The organism is Streptomyces aidingensis (assembly GCF_900112355.1).
GTDB lineage: Bacteria > Actinomycetota > Actinomycetes > Streptomycetales > Streptomycetaceae > Streptomyces > Streptomyces aidingensis.
The window spans coordinates 160,902-179,455 of the sequence record NZ_FOLM01000012.1 but is presented as its reverse complement, the minus strand read 5'-3'; the positions used below and the strand labels follow the sequence as shown (position 1 = coordinate 179,455).

At 74.1% G+C, this 18,554-nt stretch carries 19 protein-coding genes and 1 pseudogene; 13 read left to right on the top strand and 7 right to left on the bottom strand.

Annotation, left to right across the window (positions count from 1 at the left end; all coding sequences use genetic code 11):
• Window positions 1-420 precede the first annotated feature (420 nt).
• From BM242_RS20875 to crcB, 5 genes and pseudogenes are all read left to right on the top strand, one after another.
• On the top strand, window positions 421-1,491 hold the full coding sequence (locus BM242_RS20875) for a DUF3048 domain-containing protein (protein WP_093840472.1): 1,071 nt from the start codon (window positions 421-423) through the stop codon (window positions 1,489-1,491).
• A 73-nt stretch (window positions 1,492-1,564) separates the two neighbouring features.
• Entirely contained in the window at window positions 1,565-3,475 is a 1,911-nt protein-coding gene (locus BM242_RS20870; protein ID WP_093840412.1) for an ABC transporter ATP-binding protein, read from the top strand.
• Between the two features lie 114 nt (window positions 3,476-3,589).
• Window positions 3,590-4,597 (top strand): annotated as a pseudogene (locus BM242_RS20865) (rod shape-determining protein); the annotation flags it as partial.
• Between the two features lie 265 nt (window positions 4,598-4,862).
• Window positions 4,863-5,435 carry a fluoride efflux transporter FluC gene (locus tag BM242_RS20855; protein ID WP_093840411.1) on the top strand — a complete coding sequence of 191 codons (573 nt, stop codon included), beginning with the start codon at window positions 4,863-4,865 and terminating at the stop codon, window positions 5,433-5,435.
• A complete protein-coding gene (gene crcB / locus BM242_RS20850) occupies window positions 5,432-5,806 on the top strand; it encodes a fluoride efflux transporter CrcB (RefSeq protein WP_093840410.1) in 375 nt (124 codons plus the stop codon). The genes BM242_RS20855 and crcB overlap by 4 nt, the downstream gene beginning before the upstream one ends.
• Before the next feature lie 6 nt (window positions 5,807-5,812).
• On the opposite strand, the gene BM242_RS20845 is transcribed toward crcB, so the two are convergent.
• From BM242_RS20845 to BM242_RS20830, 5 genes are all read right to left on the bottom strand, one after another.
• Complete coding sequence (locus BM242_RS20845; RefSeq protein ID WP_093840409.1) at window positions 5,813-6,562, bottom strand: TetR/AcrR family transcriptional regulator C-terminal domain-containing protein; 750 nt, start codon at window positions 6,560-6,562, stop codon at window positions 5,813-5,815.
• 136 nt (window positions 6,563-6,698) lie between these two features.
• Entirely contained in the window at window positions 6,699-7,799 is a 1,101-nt protein-coding gene (locus tag BM242_RS20840; protein ID WP_342746990.1) for an NAD(P)-dependent alcohol dehydrogenase, read from the bottom strand.
• Window positions 7,796-7,954 carry a hypothetical protein gene (locus BM242_RS29585; protein WP_175541508.1) on the bottom strand — a complete coding sequence of 53 codons (159 nt, stop codon included), beginning with the start codon at window positions 7,952-7,954 and terminating at the stop codon, window positions 7,796-7,798. The genes BM242_RS20840 and BM242_RS29585 overlap by 4 nt, the downstream gene beginning before the upstream one ends.
• 192 nt (window positions 7,955-8,146) lie before the next feature.
• On the bottom strand, window positions 8,147-9,406 hold the full coding sequence (locus BM242_RS20835) for a M23 family metallopeptidase (RefSeq protein WP_139238393.1): 1,260 nt from the start codon (window positions 9,404-9,406) through the stop codon (window positions 8,147-8,149).
• A 59-nt stretch (window positions 9,407-9,465) separates the two neighbouring features.
• A complete protein-coding gene (locus BM242_RS20830; RefSeq protein ID WP_093840407.1) occupies window positions 9,466-10,314 on the bottom strand; it encodes a SigB/SigF/SigG family RNA polymerase sigma factor in 849 nt (282 codons plus the stop codon).
• Window positions 10,315-10,648: 334 nt separating this feature from the next.
• On the opposite strand from BM242_RS20830, the gene BM242_RS20825 reads away from it, so the two are divergent.
• The 6 genes from BM242_RS20825 (at window position 10,649) to BM242_RS20800 (ending at window position 14,792) form a co-directional block, all read left to right on the top strand.
• The gene (locus BM242_RS20825; protein ID WP_093840406.1) at window positions 10,649-11,743 is read left to right on the top strand and encodes an NAD-dependent epimerase/dehydratase family protein; all 1,095 of its coding nucleotides are present in this window, start codon (window positions 10,649-10,651) and stop codon (window positions 11,741-11,743) included.
• 358 nt (window positions 11,744-12,101) lie between these two features.
• Entirely contained in the window at window positions 12,102-12,491 is a 390-nt protein-coding gene (locus BM242_RS20820) for a DUF2267 domain-containing protein (RefSeq protein WP_342746989.1), read from the top strand.
• A 160-nt stretch (window positions 12,492-12,651) separates the two neighbouring features.
• Window positions 12,652-13,632 (top strand): TIGR03557 family F420-dependent LLM class oxidoreductase, encoded by a 981-nt coding sequence (locus BM242_RS20815; RefSeq protein ID WP_093840404.1) that lies wholly within the window; start codon window positions 12,652-12,654, stop codon window positions 13,630-13,632.
• 91 nt (window positions 13,633-13,723) lie between these two features.
• On the top strand, window positions 13,724-14,086 hold the full coding sequence (locus BM242_RS20810) for a DUF8129 domain-containing protein (RefSeq protein ID WP_425443896.1): 363 nt from the start codon (window positions 13,724-13,726) through the stop codon (window positions 14,084-14,086).
• Complete coding sequence (locus tag BM242_RS20805; protein ID WP_175541507.1) at window positions 14,083-14,352, top strand: DUF6480 family protein; 270 nt, start codon at window positions 14,083-14,085, stop codon at window positions 14,350-14,352. The genes BM242_RS20810 and BM242_RS20805 overlap by 4 nt, the downstream gene beginning before the upstream one ends.
• A 32-nt stretch (window positions 14,353-14,384) precedes the next feature.
• Window positions 14,385-14,792 carry a DUF6343 family protein gene (locus BM242_RS20800; protein ID WP_425443895.1) on the top strand — a complete coding sequence of 136 codons (408 nt, stop codon included), beginning with the start codon at window positions 14,385-14,387 and terminating at the stop codon, window positions 14,790-14,792.
• A gap of 20 nt (window positions 14,793-14,812) precedes the next feature.
• Here the strand turns inward: BM242_RS20800 and BM242_RS20795 are convergent, their stop codons facing one another.
• Window positions 14,813-16,555, bottom strand: a complete 1,743-nt coding sequence (locus BM242_RS20795) for a protein kinase domain-containing protein (protein ID WP_093840403.1) — start codon at window positions 16,553-16,555, stop codon at window positions 14,813-14,815.
• A 129-nt stretch (window positions 16,556-16,684) separates the two neighbouring features.
• On the opposite strand from BM242_RS20795, the gene BM242_RS20790 reads away from it, so the two are divergent.
• Window positions 16,685-17,104, top strand: a complete 420-nt coding sequence (locus tag BM242_RS20790; protein WP_093840402.1) for a DoxX family protein — start codon at window positions 16,685-16,687, stop codon at window positions 17,102-17,104.
• A 178-nt stretch (window positions 17,105-17,282) separates the two neighbouring features.
• On the opposite strand, the gene BM242_RS20785 is transcribed toward BM242_RS20790, so the two are convergent.
• Window positions 17,283-18,368, bottom strand: a complete 1,086-nt coding sequence (locus tag BM242_RS20785; protein ID WP_245834340.1) for a glycoside hydrolase family 6 protein — start codon at window positions 18,366-18,368, stop codon at window positions 17,283-17,285.
• A gap of 18 nt (window positions 18,369-18,386) precedes the next feature.
• Here BM242_RS20785 and BM242_RS30460 point away from each other — a divergent pair, with 18 nt between their 5' ends.
• A complete protein-coding gene (locus tag BM242_RS30460) occupies window positions 18,387-18,551 on the top strand; it encodes a hypothetical protein (RefSeq protein WP_245834338.1) in 165 nt (54 codons plus the stop codon).
• The last annotated feature ends 3 nt before the right edge of the window (window positions 18,552-18,554 follow it).

The window sequence follows — 18,554 nt, the reverse complement described above, 5'->3', positions numbered from 1 at the left end:
TCCCCCGGTTGTGCGTGGACTCCACGAGTCCCCGCGTCGCTAGATGTGGGACTCATCTTCCTCGGATCATAACGTTGATCCGATGCATATGCACGGGCATATGCACGTGCACGACCCATGGTTGCTCCCTGGTGACACGCGGTGCAAGCAGCACATTCGGCCACAGGACGCCTGCCCAGAAGCGCCGGTTCCACCCACATTGGATGTCATACACATGTCACACAAGCCCCCCACTTCGGCCACACCGGGGGGTCATCGCCGGTTTCGCCATTCGTCGCCGTCCGGCCGGGCCCGACCTCCCGTCCGGCGGGCCGCGGCGAGCGGTGAGACCCTGGAGAAGGCGGGGGGTAATCGTTTCCGCTGCCGGACGGCCGAACCGCCTCCCGCATGGTGCGCCGACCCCGAGGAGTGATGATCGCCATGCCCGGTACCCCTGCGTCCCGCGACTCCGCCCCCGAGGGCAGACCGGGGGGCAGACCGGGGGGCAGACCCGGCGGCGGGCCCGGGGCCGGTGCCCGCGGCGCCGCCCGGCGGCTGCCGGCCCTGCTGGCCGCGGTGCTGCTCGGCGCCGCGGCGATGGCCGGCTGCGCCGCGCAGGACAGCGCCGACGACGACGGCGGCAACGGCGACACCCCCGCCGCCGAGCAGCACCCGTTCACCGGCCTGCCGGGCGAGCCCGGACCGGTCCTGGTGACCAAGCTCGACAACCACCCCGACGCCCGCCCGCACACCGGGCTGGAGGACGCGGACCTGGTCTACGCCGAGAAGGTGGAGGGCGGGCTGAGCCGCCTGGTGGCCGTCTACTCCTCCACCGTGCCCGACACGGCCGGGCCGGTGCGCAGCGCCCGGGAATCCGATCTGGAGCTTCTGGCCCAGTTCGGCGAGCCCGCCTTCGCCTACTCGGGGGTGCGCACCGCGCTGCTGACGGACCTCGCCGAGGCGCCGCTGTTCCCGCTCAACCCCGAAACGCTGCCCGACGGCTTCTTCCGGGACGAGGACCGCAACGCCCCGCACAACCTGTATCTGCGGCCCGAGGAGGCGCTGGCCGCCGCCCCGGAGGCCACCCCGGCACAGGACATCGGGCTGCGCTTCGACGAGGCGGCGCCGCCGGACGGCACCCCGGCGGCCGAGCACACGGTGACCTACCCGAGCGCGTCCTTCACCTTCACCTGGTCGGAGGAGCGGCAGAGCTGGCTGGTCTCCTTCGACGGCGAACCGGCCACGGCGGCCGGCAGCGGCGACCGGCTCACCGCCGACACGGTGGTGGTGCAGTACGTGGACATGCCGCCGTCCGAGCGGTTCCCGGCCACTCCGTATGTCGAGACGGTGGGGTCGGGCGAGGCGCTGGTGCTGCGCGACGGGCAGTCCTTCGAGGCCGAGTGGTCCCGGCCGTCGGACAGCTCCGGCACCTCCTTCACCGCGGCCGACGGCGGCGGCCCGCTGCCCTTCGACCCCGGCCGGACCTGGATCGTCTTCGCCGAACGCCAGTGACGTCACCGGCCGGTGACGGCACCCCGCCGCGGGCCTTGACCTCAAGAATGCTTGAGCTTCTACAGTCGGCGGCATGAGCATGGAGATCACCGCCTGGAACGCGCTGTACAACCAGCGGCACGCCAGGCAGGACCAGCGGCCCCTCTCGCCGGACACGCTCCGCCGGATCGCCCGCTTCGCCCGGCCGCACCGCACCGAACTGATCCTCTTCCTGGTGCTGAGCGTGGTCACCGCGCTGATCGCGGTGGCCACCCCGGTGCTGGCCGGCCGGGTCGTCAACGCGATCACCGACCGGGCCGCCACCGCCACCGTGGTCCATCTGGCGCTGCTGATCGCCGCCCTCGCCGTGGCCGAGGCGGGCATCCGGCTGCTGTCCCGCTGGCTGTCCGCCCGGATTGGCGAGGGCCTGATCCTGGACCTGCGGCAGTCCGTCTTCGACCATGTGCAGCGGATGCCGGTGGCCTTCTTCACCCGTACCCGCACCGGCGCCCTGGTCAGCCGCCTCAACAACGACGTCATCGGCGCCCAGCGGGCCTTCAGCGACACCCTGTCCGGCGTGCTGTCCAACGTCGTGATGCTGGCCCTGGCGCTGGGCGTGATGCTGACCATCTCCTGGCAGATCACCCTGGTGGCCCTGGCCCTGCTGCCGGTGTTCGTGCTGCCCGCCCGGCGCACCGGCGTCCGGCTGGCGCGGCTGTCCCGGGAGGCCGCCAATCACAACGCCGTGATGAGCGCCCAGATGACCGAGCGGTTCTCCGCGCCCGGCGCCACCCTGGTCAAGCTCTACGGCCGGCCGGAGGAGGAGTCGGCCGAGTTCGCCGCCCGCGCCCGCCGGGTGCGGGACGTCGGCATCCGCACCGCCATGCTCCAGATGCTGTTCATCACCGCGCTCACCCTGGTCTCCTCCCTGGCCCTGGCCCTGGTCTACGGGCTGGGCGGGTACTACGCGCTGCGCGGCAGCCTGGACGCCGGCGCGGTGGTCGCCCTGGCCCTGCTGCTCACCCGGCTGTACGCGCCGCTGACCTCGCTGGCCGGCGCCCGGGTGGAGGTGATGAGCGCGCTGGTGAGCTTCCAGCGGGTGTTCGAGGTGCTGGACCTGACCCCGCTGATCCGGGAGAAGCCGGACGCCCGGCCGGTGCCGGAGGGCGGCCTGTCGGTGGAGTTCGACCGCGTCGACTTCGCCTACCCCGCCGCCGACAAGGTCTCCCTGGCGTCCCTGGAGGAGGTCGCCACGCTGGACACCCGGGGCGGCGAGCAGGTGCTGCACGGGGTGTCGTTCCGGGCCGGGCCGGGGCAGATGGTGGCCCTGGTCGGCTCCTCGGGCGCCGGCAAGTCCACCCTCGCGCAGCTCGCCGTGCGGCTGTACGACGCCGACGCGGGCAGCGTGCGGATCGGCGGCACCGACGTCCGCGACCTGACCACCCGCTCGCTGCACCGGGCGGTGGGCCTGGTCACCCAGGACGGGCACCTGTTCCACGACACCGTGCGGGCCAATCTCGCGCTGGCCAGGCCGGACGCGGCCGAGGAGGAGCTGTGGGACGCGCTGCGCCGGGCCCGGCTGGAGGAACTGGTCCGCTCCCTGCCGGACGGCCTGGACACGGTGGTCGGGGAGCGCGGCTACCGGCTCTCCGGCGGGGAGCGGCAGCGGCTGACCATCGCCCGGCTGCTGCTGGCCGGCCCGCGGGTGGTGATCCTGGACGAGGCCACCGCGCATCTGGACTCCACCTCCGAGGCGGCGGTGCAGGAGGCGCTCACCGAGGCGCTGGCCGGACGGACCTCCGTGGTCATCGCCCACCGGCTGTCCACGGTGCGCGCCGCCGACCGCATCCTGGTACTGGAGCGGGGCCGGATCGTCGAGCAGGGCACCCACGACGAACTGCTGGCCGCGGGCGGACGCTACCGCGAACTGCACGACACCCAGTTCAGCCCGTTCGCCCGGCCGAGCCCCCGCCCGGAGGCCGCGCCCACCGCCGCGGCTCCCTGAGCCGCCGCCCGCCGCAGAGCCGGCCGCAGGGCCCGCCGCAGGGCCCGGGCCGGGCTCCCCCGGGTGGCCGCGCTCGGGGGGCGGCGGCCCGGGGCCCGGCACACGATGAGGAACATGAGCGTCAGCCTTGACCACCTGCGTCGCTGCACCGTGGCCGCCGACCTCGGCGCCTCGCGCACCCGTGTCTATCTCCGCAACACCGGCCTCATCGTCGACGAACCGTCCGTGGTCGCCGTCAACACCCGCAACGGCGCCCTGATCTCCGTCGGGACACCGGCGGAACGGATGGCCGGCCGCACCCCGGCCAACATCCGCGTCATCAAGCCGATCAACGGCGGCACCGTGGTGGACATCGAGATGGCCCAGCGGATGCTGCGCGCCATGGTGGGCACCAAGCTGCGCCGCGCGCTGCGCCGCAAGCCGCTGCTGCGGGTCGCCGCCTGCATTCCGCACGAGGCCGACCCGCTGGCCCGCCGCGCCGCCTACGAGACCCTGATCGGCCTCGGCGCCCGCCGGGTCGAACTGGTGGACTCACTGATCACCTCGGCCATCGGCGCCGGGCTTCCGGTGGAGCAGCCAGAGGCCACCATGATCGTCCAGTGCGGCGCCGCCACCAGCCAGGTCGCGGTGCTCTCGCTGGGTTCCATCGTGGCCGCCGAAAAGGTCGCGATGGGCGGCGAGACCGTGGACCGGGCACTGGTGCAGCACTTGCGCAACCACCACGACCTGCTGCTGCCCAGCCAGGCGGTGCGCCCGCTGCACCTGGTGCTGGCCACCGGCGACGGGGACGGCCGGGCCGCCGCCGAGGTGCACGGCCGGGACGTGGCCACCGGGCTGGCCCGTACCGTGCGGATCGACCCGGAGAGCCTGCGGCTCGCGGTGCGCACCCCGCTGACCGCGCTGCTGGACGCCATCCGCACGGTGCTGCACGCCTGCCCGCCCGACCTGGTGGCGGATCTGGCCGACCGCGGGGTGATGCTGACCGGCGGCGCCGCGCAGCTCCCCGGCCTGGACAGCACCATCCGGGATTCCACCGGCATGCCGGTGGAGGTCGCCGAGGACCCCGCGCTGTGCGCGGTGATGGGGCTGGGCGCCATGCTGGAGGGCCGGGTCCGGCCGGTGGGCACCGAGGGCGATCCGGACCGGCTCAGCCCCGAGCCGGAGGAGCCGGAACGGCTGTGGCCGGAACCCGAGGAGCCCGAGCGGCTGCGCCCGGAACCGGAGGAGCCGGAACGGCTGCGGCCCGAGCCGGAGGAGCCCGAGCGGCTGCGCCCGGAACCGGAGGAGCCCGAGCGGCTGCGGCCCCCCGGCCGCGAGCGGCTGGAGCCGGAGTCCGAGTCCGCCTGAGCCCGCCGGACGGGCCGCGGCGCCGCTCTATGATGGGGCGATGGACCATGCCGCGCCCGCGCACAGCGCGCCGCCCGCCGGGAGGCGCCGTCGCACCGCCCGGCGGACCGGGCGGACCGGGCGGGCCGCGGCGGCCCGGTGGCGGCGCGGCGAGGGCGCGGTGCTGGCGGCCGTGGCGCTGGGCGGCGGGGCCGGCGCGGCAGGCCGCTACGGTCTGACCCTGCTCTGGCCGGCCGCCGGGGGCGGCGTCCCCTGGTCCATGGTGACCGTCAACGCGGTGGGCTGCGGCCTGATCGGCGTGCTGATGGCGGTGGTCGGCGAACGTCCGGGCACCCACCGGCTGGCGCGCCCGTTCCTGGGCACCGGGGTGCTGGGCGGCTTCACCACCTTTTCCGCCTACGCCGGGGCGTTCGAGGAGCTGTCCGGGGCCGGGCGGGGCGCGGCGGCCTTCAGCTCGCTGCTGATCACCCCGCTGCTGTCGCTGGCCGCGGTCTGGCTGGGCTGGACCGTCACCCGCGGGATACTGCTGCGGCGCCGCCGGCCGCTGCCCCCGGCGGCGGCCCCCGGCGGCCCTGCGGCCCCCGCGGGCTCCCGGGACGGAGCGGGGCCGTGAACTGGCTTCTGGTGATCGCCGGCGGCATGGCCGGCGCCCCGCTGCGCTATCTGACCGACCGGGCGGTGCAGGCCCGGCACGACTCGCCGTTCCCGTGGGGGACGCTGACCGCCAATGTGGCCGGCTCGCTGGGGCTGGGGCTGCTCACCGGCGCGGTGCTGGCCGGTGCCGCCTCGCAGCAGCTCGCCCTGCTGCTGGGCACCGGGCTGTGCGGGGCGCTGTCCACCTACTCCACCTTCTCCTACGAGACGCTGCGCCTGGCCCAGCAGGGCGCCCGGCTGCCGGCCGCGCTCAATGTGCTGGTGAGCGTGGTGGCCGCGCTCGGCGCGGTGCTGCTCGGCAGCGCCCTGGCCGGGGCCCTGTGGGCATAGGCGCGGCTAAGACCTGCGAGGGCGGACCGGGCCGCCGGCCGCGCGGCGGCGTTCCAGCCCGTCCAGCAGGAGATCGAGTCCGAACTCGAACTCGAACTGGTCGTCGCACCAGCCGAGGGTGGAGTCCGGGTCGTTGTGCATCACCTCGGCCAGCATCCCGGTGAGGTTGGGAAGCCGCTCGGCCATCTGCGCGATCATCTCGGTCGCCTCGTCGTAGGCGGCGTCCCGGTCGTCCGGGGTGAACAGCTCCTGGGCGAAGCCGATCGCCCGGCTGCCCAGGGCGTGCAGGGCGTGGTGGGCGAGATCCCAGGAGAAGCCGCCAGCCCGGAGAATGCCGAGCAGGCCCTCGAAGTAGCCGATCAGCCGCGGATTGAGGGCGGCCCTCTCTTCCAGCAGCCGGGGCGCCCAGCGATGCCGCAGCAGCACCTGGCGGGCGGCCAGGATGCGGGCCCGCAGCGCGGCCTGCCAGTCCTGCCCGGCGGGGGGTGCCTCGGCCCGGTCCGCGGCCTCGGCGATCTCCTCCAGCACCACCTCGATCAGGCCGTCCAGGATGGCGCCCTTGTTGGCCACGTGGTGGTAGAGGGACATGGCCTCGACGCCGAGGTCCTGGGCCAGGCGGCGCATGGTGACGGCTTCCAGGCCGTCCCGGTCGGCGAGGTCCACGGCGGCCCGCAGCACCCGCTCCCGGCTGAGCGGGAGGCGGGGCTGCTGCCGGCCGGTCGTTTCCCCGGTGCCGGTACCGGTGCGCGTGCCCATCGGATGCCACCTCCCCCAGGAACCTTACCCGCAGCGGCGCTCCTGACCTCGGGGAAGCCGCCGGGCCGGCGGACCTTCCCCGAGGTGCGGGGGCGGCGGCCGGATCGTGCCCGGCCGGCCGGCGGCCGGCCGGCGGTCACATGGTGAAGACCACCTTGCCGCGGGCCTTGCGGCGTTCCAGGTAGCGCAGGGCCTCGGGCAGTTCGCGGAAGCCGTAGGAGCGGTCGATCACGGGCGTCACCTTCCCCTCGGCGGCCAGGCGGGCCAGCAGTTGCAGATCCTCCGTCCCGGGCCACGCCATGAACCGGGTGATGCGGTGGCCGCGGACGAACGGCTGGGCGAGCATGCCCCGCAGGATCTGCCCGGCGGGGCCGAGCAGCCGGCCGCCGTGCCCGGCGATGCCGCCGACCATCACCAGGGTGCCGCCGGGGGCCAGGGCCCGCCGGTACCGGGACAGCGGCCGGTCGCCCGCGATGTCCAGCAGCACATCCCAGTGCGGTCCGCGCTCGGTGAAGTCCTCCCGGGTGCGGTCGATGACCTCGTCCGCGCCGAGCGAGCGGAGCAGCACGGCGGCGTCCGGGCCGGCCACGGCGGTGACCTCGGCGCCCCAGACCTTGGCCAGCTGGACGGCGAAGGTGCCGATGCCGCCGGCCGCGCCGGTGATCAGGACGCGCTGTCCGGCGGTGAGCCGCCCGGCGTCGCGCAGGCCCTGGAGGGCGGTCACCCCGGCCATGGGCAGGGCGGCGGCCTGGGCGAAGCTCAGGCCGGGCGGCTTGACCGCCAGGGTCTTCGCCGGGACGGCCACGGCCTCGGCGAAGGCGCCCAGGGTGACCTCGCCGAAGACCTCGTCGCCGGGGCGGAAGTCCTTGACGCCGGGCCCGGTCCGTTCCACCACGCCGGCCAGATCGGCGCCCAGCACCAGGCCGGGCTTGGGCCGGCGCAGTCCCTTGTCGATCCGGATCAGGGCGGGGTCGGCACGCAGATGGCGCCAGTCGTAGGGGTTGACCGAGCCGGCCCGTACCCGTACCAGCACCTCGTCGGGGCCGGGGCGGGGCAGGGTGGTGAGGCGCAGGCGCAGCACATCGGGGGAGCCGTAGCGGTCCCAGGCCCACGCGTTCATCACTCCGCTGTCCGCGGCGTCTCCGCTGTCCCTGCTGTCTCCGCTGTACGCGGTGTCCCGGGTGCCGGGGTCCGTTCCCTCGGGTCCGCCCGTCCGGCCGGGCTTGCGGCGGGTCATCGCTGCTCCTCGGTGGTCGTCGTGGCGGTGGCTGCCGCGAGGGGTGCCTCTTCCGGCGTGTGGTGGCCGTCGAGCCGCTCGCCCCTGCGGGCCAGGACATCCCCGCCGGGGGCGGGCGGCCGGGACGGTCTGGGTGTGGTGGTTTCGGTCCGCATGTCAGATCCCCGCTTCCGCAGTCCGGCCCGCCGCTTTCCGTACGGCGTAAGGTGGAAGACCGTACGGCGTAAGGTAGCGCCATACACTGTAAGTCTGTCAAGGGGCGAGCGGATCCCGGGAGGGTTCTGCGGTGATATGCGGCTTATGCCCGCCCGCGTTCCGACCGGGCGGGCGGGGGTCACGACGGCCGGTCAGCGGCCGGGCAGGTCCACGCCGTGATCGCGCAGCCAGGGCACCGGGTCGATGCCCGAGCCGAGATACGGCGTCAGCCGGATCTCGAAGTGCAGATGCGGACCGGAGGAGTTGCCGGTGTCGCCGGACAGCCCGATGCGCCGGCCGGTGCCCACCCGGGTGCCCGGCGCCACCTCCAGCACCGACAGATGCGCGTACTGGCTGAAATAGCCGTTGTCGTGCCGGATCACGATCTGGTGCCCGAAGCCGTCGCCGCACTCGGCGGCGACCACGGTGCCGCTGCCCACCGCCAGCACCGGGGTGCCGCTGTCCACCGCGAAATCCTGCCCGGTGTGCCGGTCGGCCCAGTGCTCCCCGCTCTGCCCGTATCCCGCGGAGAGCACCGAATCCGCCGCCTCGACCGGGGCCGTCCACTCCGCCGCCACGGCGGGCGCGGCCAGGCCCGCGGTGTCCCGCAGCGAGACGGCACAGAGGCCGCCGGCGCCGGCGCCCGCGCCCGCGCCGCCGGCCGCCCGCTGCCGGGCGCGTTCCAGCTCGGCCAGCCGTTCCTCGGCACGGGCCAGCTTCTCCGTCACCGAGGTCAGCATCCGGCTCTGCTCCCCCGCCAGCAGGGCGAGGGAGTCGCCGAGCGCCCCGGCGGTCTCCTCGTCGCGGGCGAGCGCCGCCTCGGCGCGCTCGGCCTCGGCCAGCAGATTGCGCACGCTCAGCTCGCCGCGGCCCACCAGCTGAGCCCGGGCGAGCAGTTCCTCCGGGGTGTCGGCCAGCAGCAGTCTGGCCAGCTCACCGGTGCCGGAACCGCCGCCCGTCCGGTACTGGGAGGCGGCCTGCCGGCCGATCATGGAGCGCAGCAGCTCCACCCGCTCCCGCTCCTCGGCCAGCCCGCTGCGCATCCGGCTCAGCGCCCGCTCCTGCTGCACGCCCAGCCGGCGCAGCATCTCATGCTGCTCGCTGGCCTCGGCGGCCTCCTCGCGCAGCCGCTCGACCTCCTCGGCCATCGCCTCGGGTGTCTGCGACTCGGCCCGGTGCCCCTCCGGCTCCCGGCCGCCGCCGGCCGCCGGTCCGGCCAGCAGCAGCACGGCGCAGCAGCCGAGCGCCAGCGCCGACGGCAGCACGCGTCCCGCAGCCGCCGGGCGCGGCCGGCGCCCGGCGGCTGCGGGGAGGTCCTCGCCGAGGCCCGGGACGCCGGGGACGCCGGGGACCTCGGGGACGTCGGGGACGTCGGTGGGGGAATGACGGGGTACGGGGCGAATGCGGCGCACGGCCCCGATGCTTGCCCGGCCGTACGGCGTTCATCCGCCAGACACGCCGTCCGTCACACCTACGGCGTGTCCTCGCCGCCGGTGGCCGCCCGGCCGCGGCGCCCGCGTTCCTCCTCCACCTGCTCCCTGATCCGCTCGCAGGTGCGGGCGAGCAGCCGGGACACATGCATCTGCGAAATGCCCATCTGGCGGGCGATCCGGCTCTGGGTCATTCCCTTGAAGAACCGGAGATACAGGATGCGGCGCTCGCGCTCCGGCAGCTCGCGCAGCCGGGGCTTCACCGCCTCCCGGAACAGCACCCGGTCGTAACCGGGCTCGGACACCCCGAAGGTGTCCATCAGCGAGTAACCGTCCTCGCCGCTGCCGAGTTCGGCATTCAGGGAAAGCGGACGGTAGCTCTCCAGCGCCTCCATTCCGGTCCGCACTTCTTCACAGGTCAGACCGGAGAAATCCGCGATTTCCTGCACACTGGGCGTGCGGTCGTCGACGCGGTGGTCGAGCTGCTGGATCGCCGAGCGGACACGGTTCCGCAATTCCTGCGTGCGGCGCGGCACATGCACGCCCCACATATGATCCCGGAAATGCCTTTTCACCTCCCCCACAATTGTGGGGACGGCGTAGCTCTCGAATGCGCAGCCGCGACCCGGCTCGAACCGGGTCACCGCCTTGACCAGGCCAAGCGCCGCGACCTGCTCCAGGTCCTCCAGCGCTTCTCCACGGTCCCGGAAATTGCGGGCGATGCGTCCGGCCATCGGCATCCAGGCGCAGATGACCTTGTCGCACAGTTCCCGCCGTTCGGGACAGTCGGGCAGGGCTGCCATGCGCCGCAATTCCCAGGACGTGTCCGGAGCGTCATCATGCGGATGCGATCCGCGTTGTTTGCCGGTCGTTCGAGCCTTTGTGGTCATGACGCTCTCTCCCAAAGTGGAGCGTGTTTATTCCTCGATGCTCGTTGTATCGGGGGGCATGGGCCGAGCCCATCGCACGGCCGCCGGCATGGCCTCTGCGATATCCGCCCGCTTGTCCATCGTATGCACTTTCGGCCACGGCGCATCCCGCGGCCGGCCACCGGAAGGAAACGGGCACCGCCACGGCGGCGTTTTGCCTGGCCCGGCACGGGTACCCGCGGTCATCGCGCCGCCCGCCCCGTATCACCGGGACGGCCCATGCGATGCGAGGCGATGCGAGTGCGAACGGCAAGCGGAAGAACGAGCGGAAGAACAAGCGGGAAGGGGACGGCAGATGACCGGATCGGGGAGCGCCGCCCGCGGCCTGCGGGTGGTGGTGCTGGGCGCCACCGGGAACGTGGGCAGCAGCCTGGTCCGCGCCCTGTCGGCCGACGCCACCGTGGAATCCGTGCTGGGCCTGGCCCGCCGGGAGCCGGCCGACTGGCCGGTGGCCAAGACCACCTGGGCCACCGTGGACATCGGTGTGGGCGACCGGGCCGAGCAGCAGCTCACCGAGCACTTCCGGGGCGCCGACGCGGTGGTCCATCTGGCCTGGCTGATCCAGCCCACCCACGACCCCGCGCGGACCTGGCGCACCAATGTCCAGGGCACCGCCCATGTGCTCCGCGCCGTGGCGGCGGCCCGCGTCCCCGCGCTGGTCTACGCCTCCTCGGTGGGCGCCTACTCCCCCGGGCCGAAGCACACCCCGGTGGACGAGACCTGGCCCACCCACGGCTGGCCGCAGGCCGCCTACAGCCGGGAGAAGGCCTATGTGGAGCGCCTGCTGGACATCTTCGAGCGGGACAACACCGACACCCGGGTGGTGCGGATGCGTCCGGGCTTCATCTTCAAGCCGGAGTCGGCGGCGCAGCAGCGGCGCATCTTCGCCAGACCGCTGCTGCCCAACCGGCTGCTGCGGTCCGGTGCGGTGCCGATGGTGCCGGATGTGCCGGGCATGCGCTTCCAGGTGCTGCACAGCAAGGACGCGGCCGAGGCCTACCGGCTGGCGGTGACCCTGCCGGTGCAGGGCGCGTTCAATCTGGCGGCCGAACCGTCGGTGGACGCCGCGATGCTGGCCCGGCTGCTGGGGACGCGCGCGGTGCGGATGCCGCGCCCGGTGCTGCGGGCGGCGGTGGCGGCCGGCTGGCACAGCCATCTCACCCCCGCCTCGCCGCACCTGTTCGACCTGCTGATGCGGGTGCCGCTGCTGGACTGCGCCCGGGCCGCCGGCGAACTGGGCTGGTCACCGCGGCACGGCGCCGAGCTGACCCTGGACTCGTTTCTGGACGGGATGCGCCGCGGCGCGGGCATGGAGACCCCGCCGCTGGCCCCCCGGCTGCCGCACGGCCGCCTCGACGAATTCGCCACCGGCGTCGGCAGCCGTCCCTGACCGGGCGGCGCGGCGGCACCGCGGCTGCCGCTCCGTTGTCAGCCGGCAACTCCCGTTGCGAGCGTTTGCGAGGTGGAGACATGCACATGGCGCAGGGCCGGCCCGGCCGGCCGCGGACCCCGCCGGGCCCCGCCGGACCGCCACCGCCACCGGCGACGGCGGCAGCGGCAGCGGCATCGGCATCGGCCTTACCGCGGATCCCCGCCTGAGCAGGGCCCGAGCGGCGGCGGCCAGCCTGTGACCGGCGCCGGACCGGCGGCCTCCGGCTCCCCGTCCCCCTCGCCCCTGATCCCTCACCCCTCACACCCTCACCTCCCGCCCGATGCCCCGGCGGCCATGGAACAAGGAGCAGCAACACATGCGGTGGAGCGAATGTGTCGAGCAAGTAAGAGAGTTCGGGCAGTATCCCACCACCCGGGAGGCCGAGCGGGTGATCCGCGTCGTGCTGTCCGCCCTGGGCGGCCACCTCGGGGACGCCGAGCGCGCCGCGCTCGCCGCCCGCCTTCCCCCGGAGGCGGCCCGCGTCCTGGGCAGCCAGGTCCCGGCGAGCCGGCCGCTGCGCGGCGCCGAGTTCGTCGAGCATGTGGCGCTCCGGCTGGGCGGCGCCGGCCAGGACACCGCCCGCTGGGACGTCAGCTCGGTGCTCAGCACGGTGGCGCAGCTCGCCGGTGACGAGCTGACCGACCGCATCATCGACCGCCTTCCCGAGGGCTACGCCCTTCTCTTCGGCCGCGCCCAGCTCGTCTGATCCCGCCCGGCCGTCCCCCTCCCGCCCACCGCCCCGGCGGGCCGCCGCACCGCGGGTGCCACGGCCCGCCGGGGCATTCCGGGTTTTCCGGCCCCGGGCACGGTTACCCGGCGCGCGACCCGGACCCGACCGCGGAACGCACAGAGGAGGCCCGGCCGCCATGACCGGTTCCAGCACCCGCCGGAAGACCTACGGCTACATGCTGTCCTGCGAGGACTACGGCCCGCGCGAGCTGGCCGAGCAGGCCCGGATGGCCGAGGCCGCCGGATTCGAATGCCTGTGGATCTCCGACCACTACCACCCCTGGAACGACGAGCAGGGCAACAGCCCGTTCGTGTGGTCGGTCATCGGCGCCCTCTCCGAGGTCACCTCGCTCCCCGTGCAGACCGCGGTGACCTGCCCCACCCTGCGCATCCACCCGGCGGTCGTGGCGCAGGCCGCGGCCACCGCCGCGGTCCAGCACCAGGGCCGGTTCCGGCTCGGCGTGGGCAGCGGCGAGGCGCTCAACGAACACATCCTCGGCACCGCCTGGCCCACCGCGCCCGTCCGGCTGGAAATGCTGGAGGAGGCCGTCGAGGTGATCCGCAAACTCTTCACCGGCAAGGAGATCACCCACCGCGGCCGGCACTACACCGTGGAGAACGCCCGGCTGTACACCAGGCCGGAACAGCCGGTGCCGATCGACATCTCCGGCTACGGCCCCGTCGCCACCGACCTTGCCGCCCGGATCGGCGACGGCTACATCAACACCGGCCCGGAGGCCGGCATGCTCAGCCGGTTCCGCGAGCACGGCGGCGGCGACAAGCCCTCCTTCACCGGCCTGAAGTGCGCCTACGACACCGACCGGGACGCCGCCGTGCGCACCGTGCTGCGCCGCTGGCCCAACAGCTTCCTGCCCGGCGAACTGGGCTCGGTGCTGCCCACCCCCACCTTCTTCGAGCAGGCCACCCAGCTCGTCACCGAGGAGCAGGTGCGCAACGGCCCGATGCCGCTGGGCGACGACCCCGAGGAGCACATCCGCTCGATGACCGCCGCCGCCGAGGCCGGCTTCGACACCGTGGTGATGGCCCAGATCGGCCCGGATCTGCGCGGCTTCTTCGACCTGTACCGCACCAAGGTCCTGCCCCAGCTTCCCCGCTGAGCGCACCGCGGCGGTCCCCGCCGGAGGGGAGGGAGGACGGGGGACGGTTTCGGGGACGGTTTCCGGAACACCCGAGGGGTACCCGGGGCCCATGAACATGCCTCCCAACGACCCCCGCGAGGAGCTTCCCATCCCGGGATACGACCAGCTCACCCCGGGGGAACTGGAGCACCGCATCCGCTCGCTCGGCCCGGGCGAGCTGGAGAAGCTGCTGGCCTACGAACGTGCGCACGCCGACCGCCCGGCCGTGGTGCGGCTGCTGTCCCACCGCCTGGCCGACCTCCAGGCGGGCGCCACGCCCACCCCGGGCGGCGAGGGCCGCCCCGGCCACGCCGACGCCACCCGCACCGGCTCGCCGGTGCAGCCGGGCACCTCGCCGCAGCCGTTCTCCGCCCCGCCGCACGGCAATCCGCGGCAGTGGGGCAAGCCCAAGGGAGATGACCGGATCCCATGACGCACCAGGCAGAGCCCCGACACGACCGGCCCGGCGGCGGCGCCTCGCCGGCGCGGCCGGAACCGCCGCCTCCGGGGGAGGGCCGGGGCACCAGCCGGCCCGGCGAGACGCCCCCGGCCGAGGGCAGTATGTCCGAGACCGGCCCCTACGAGGCGCACAACCCGACCAGGGGCTGGGGCCCCGTCCCGCTCCTGCTGATCGTGCTGCTCGCCGCTTCCTTCGTGGCCTTCTTCATCGCCTACGCCATCGTCATCGTCGCAAGCTGACCCCGCCGGACGGCGGGGCGAGGAGGAGCACCGTGGTGCAGCATGAAGGGGAGCGCCCGGAGGGCCCCGAGCGGCCGGAGCACCCCGAGCGGCCGGAGCGGCCGGAGCGCGGGGTGCCGCGGTCGCGGTCCGGGCTGCTGGGGCGGCGGTTCCCGCGCACCGGGGACGAGCCGGTCACCGCGCAGAGCGCGGTGGGCCTGCGGCTGCTGCTGTCCCTGGTCTTCGTCCCCGTATTCGTCTTCCTCACCGTGCTGTTCCTGGTGTGGTGGCTGACCAGCGACGCCGGGGACCGCCCCAGCCCCGACGATCTGCGGATGCTCACCCTCATCGCCGCCGTGGTCACCCTGCTGGCCGGCGCCGATCTGGCGGTGATCGTGCGGCGGCTGCGGCGCGAGCGGGGCAGCCCGCCGGACGCCGGCCGGAACGGCAGCCGGCGGTAGCAGGCGGTAGCCGGAAGGCGTCAGCCGGCGTTGATCCCGTAGGTCTGCGCGATCTCCAGCAGACCGCCCAGATAGCCGCAGCTCGCCGCGTGGAACCCCCAGCCGCCGGGGCCCCGGTACAGCTCCCCCACGGTCATCGCGGAGGCGTTCGGCGCCCCCGTCGGCATCCGGTAGCCGCACAGCTCCACGCCGCTGTCCGCGTCGGACACCCGGACCGTCAGCCGGCGCAGCAGCCCGGTGTGATGCCCGCGTTCCTGCGCGGCGTGGATCGACAGCGCCAGCACCACCCGCTGCGCCTTCGCCGGGAACTGCGGAATGCTCACCCCGACCTGCCGCTCGTTGGCGCCCGGCTCCGGCGCGTCCAGCCACACGCTCTGATCGGGCGCGCCGACGTTGTTGTAGAAGACGAAATGCAGATCGCTCAGCACCTCGCCGGGGCCGTCCACCACAAAGGCGCTGGCGTCCACCTCCGGCTGCATGGCCGGCCCCGGCTGCGGACTCCAGGTGATGCGGACGGTGAGCCGCTGGGCCTCGCCGGGCAGCGGACCGGAGCGCCCGCCCGGCTGCAGCACGCCCGCGCGCGGTGCCCCGGCCTCCGCCGCCGGCCGGGCCCCCGGCACCGGCACGGCTTCCGGCCGGGGCCCCGGCTCGGGTTCCGGAAGCGGAATGGTGGTGCCGACCGACGGGGTGAGCACCGCCAGCCGCGGATCGACGGTGGTCGGCGCGTAACCGCGCGCCCCGGACCCCCCGGCCTCCCCGGACTGCCCGGACTGCCCGGACTGTCCGGCCTCCGGGCCCTCCCCGGCGTCCCCCGCAGCCGCGGCGCCGCCGGCCGCCCGGGCCGGCGCCGGCACCTCGGGGCACGGCAGGTGCGCCAGCAGTTCCAGCACCTCCGCGGCGCTCTCCGGCCGCTCCTCCGGCTGCTTGGCCAGCAGCCGCAGAATCAGCGCGTCCCACTCGTTGGGCACCCCCGGCCGGACCATGCTCGGCGCCTCGGGCAGACGGGTCATCTGCTGGCGCATCAGGGTGTAGAGACTGTCCGACTCGAACGGCGGACGGCCCGTCACCAGCGCGTACAGAATGCAGCCCAGCGCGTAGAGGTCGGTGCGCTTCTCGAACCGCTGCCCCTCGATCTGCTCCGGCGCCATATAGGCCGGGGTGCCGACCACCAGCCCGGTGGAGGTGAGCCGGTGATTGTCCGAGGAATCGGCCACCACCGCGGCGATGCCGAAGTCCAGCACCCGCACCAGGCCGTCGGTGCCGACCATGACATTGGCCGGCTTCAGGTCCCGGTGGATCACCCCGCTGTCGTGCGCCACCCCCAGCGCCCGGCAGATCTGCTCGCCCCACTGCACCAGCAGCCGCAGCGGGGGCAGCTCGCGGGCCGCGATGGTGTCGTCCAGCGAGCGGCCGTGCAGCCGCTCCATCACCAGGTAGAGCAGCCGCTGGCCGCCCTCGGTGACGGCCGGTGCCTCCCCGGCGTCATGCACGGTGACGATGAAGGGGCTGGTCAGGCCGGCCAGGAGTTTTGCCTCCCGCTCGAACCGCTGACGCGCCCGGGGATCGCGGCGCAGCGACACCCCGTGCAGGAGTTTCACCGCGACGACGCGTTCCAGCCGCAGGTCCTGGGCCTCGTACACGGCGCCCATGCCGCCCTCGCCGAGCTGCTGCCCGATTCTGTACCGGCCGTCCAGCACCAGCCCGTCCATCCGCACCCCGTCCACACACACATTCTGCTGGTTTCCCGCCAAGACGCTGCCCATCCTTCTGACCCCGCCCTCCCGCGTCAACGCGCGGCCACTGCGCGGGCACCGCGCGGGTGCGCGTGCGGGGCCGGTGGGGCGGGGCTAGCGTGAGAGGTGCGGACGAACTCCTGAAGGCGGGAGGCCCTCATGGACGTCCTGGTGCTGATCGGGCGCATTCTGTTCGTCATGGTCTTTCTCGGCTCGGGGCTGAACCATCTGACGCAGACCCGGGCCATGTCCGGCTACGCGGCCTCCAAGGGGGTGCCGCTGCCCACCCAGGCCACGGTGGTGACGGGGGTGATGCAGCTCGTCGGCGGCCTGATGGTGCTGCTGGGCATCTGGGCCGACCTGGGAGCGCTGCTGCTGGCCGCCTTTGTCATCCCGACCCCGCTGATCATGCACCGCTTCTGGTCGGAGACCGATCCGGCGGCGCGGCAGAACGAGATGATCCACTTCATGAAGGACCTGGGGCTCGGCGGTGCGGCGCTGATGCTGCTGGCCTTCTTCTCGTACGCGGGCGACGATCTGGGGCTGACCCTCACCGGCCCGCTCTTCGGCATCGGCTGAGCGGCGCGACCGGACGCGCTTCGTCCCCGCCCGGGTCCGGCGGGACCAGGGCGGGGACCAGGGGGCGCCACGCGGGGCTCACGCCCCACGCGGTGGGTGCACCGGACGCGGCCGGAGTCGTCCGCCGGCCGCGCACGGGCACGTTCTGGGGTGGGCGGTACGCCGTCCGGGCGGCGGCTCAGCCGAGCAGCGGCGGATTGGCGTAACGGACGAGTTCCAGGGCCTGCTCCGGGAACCAGGTGCCCGCGGGCGGGTCGACCATGCCGCGGGCCGGGTCCTCCGGGCCCTCGGTGCCGCGCAGGCACAGGCCGTCCGACTCGCCCGGGATCTTGATCCACAGGTGGGCGTCGATCAGCGGATTGCCGGTCTCGGTGGTGGGGCGCTTACCGGCGCCGCGGTCCGGCGGGTTGCACCAGTCCTGCGGGTCCGGGTAGGTGTCCGCGGGCGGGGTCCACGGGCCCTGGCCGTTGCGGCTGGTGTCGGTGACGAACTTCGGCCAGTCGGCCTGGTCGGTGGTGACATTTCCGGCGAGCCAGCCGAGCGCGTCCTCGCGCGGCCACCACTGGTTGGGGCAGGAGGCCGGGTCGCCGCCCTCGGCGGCGTAGGCCAGGCAGCCGGAGATCAGCGTGCCGTAGTGGGCCAGATCCTCGTCCGGCTGGTAGTTGGACGGGTTGAGGTAGAAGCCGCGGGCGTCCGCGACATCCGCCTCCAGCAGGCGCGGCACGATGGAGTTGACGCTGTGCCAGTTGCTGTGGCCGGCGTCCAGGTAGACGGTGGTGTTCGGCAGGGAGCCGAGCTTGTCCACCGCGTAGCGGACCTCCTCGAAGCGGGCGGCGGTCAGCGTGCCCTCCTCGTCGTCCTGGCCGCAGTCGCCGGGCATCAGGGCCAGGGAGTCGGGCTCCAGGATGACCAGGGCGTGGTGCCTGCCGATGCCCTTGGCCACATCGTCGATCCACTCCTGGTACTCGGCGGTGTTGGCGGCGCCGCCGGCCGAGTACTGGGCGCAGTCGCGGCCCGGGACGTTGTAGAGCGACAGCACCGGCATGGCCCGCTTGCGCGCCGCGTTCTTCACCACGCGGCGGGCGTCGTGCTTGACGTTGCTGCCCTCCTGGCCGGTCAGCCAGACGGCCTGGGGGGTGCCGATCAGGGCGCGCAGGCCATCGGCGTCCTCCTGCTGGCCGGCCGCCTCCAGCTCGGCGATCTGGTCCAGGGCCCCGGGGTTGGCGGGCGGCACATAGAAGCGGTTGGCGACGGGCTTCTTCACACCGCCATGGTGTCCCCCGTGGTGACCGCCGTGGTGTCCGCCATGGTGACCGCCATGGTGACCGCCATGGTGACCGCCGTGGTGTCCCCCGTGGTGACCGCCACCGGCGACGGCCACGGACGATGTGGTGGCCGCCAGCAGCAGGCCGGCCGTGGCGGCGGCAGCCATCAGCAGGGCTCTTGATCT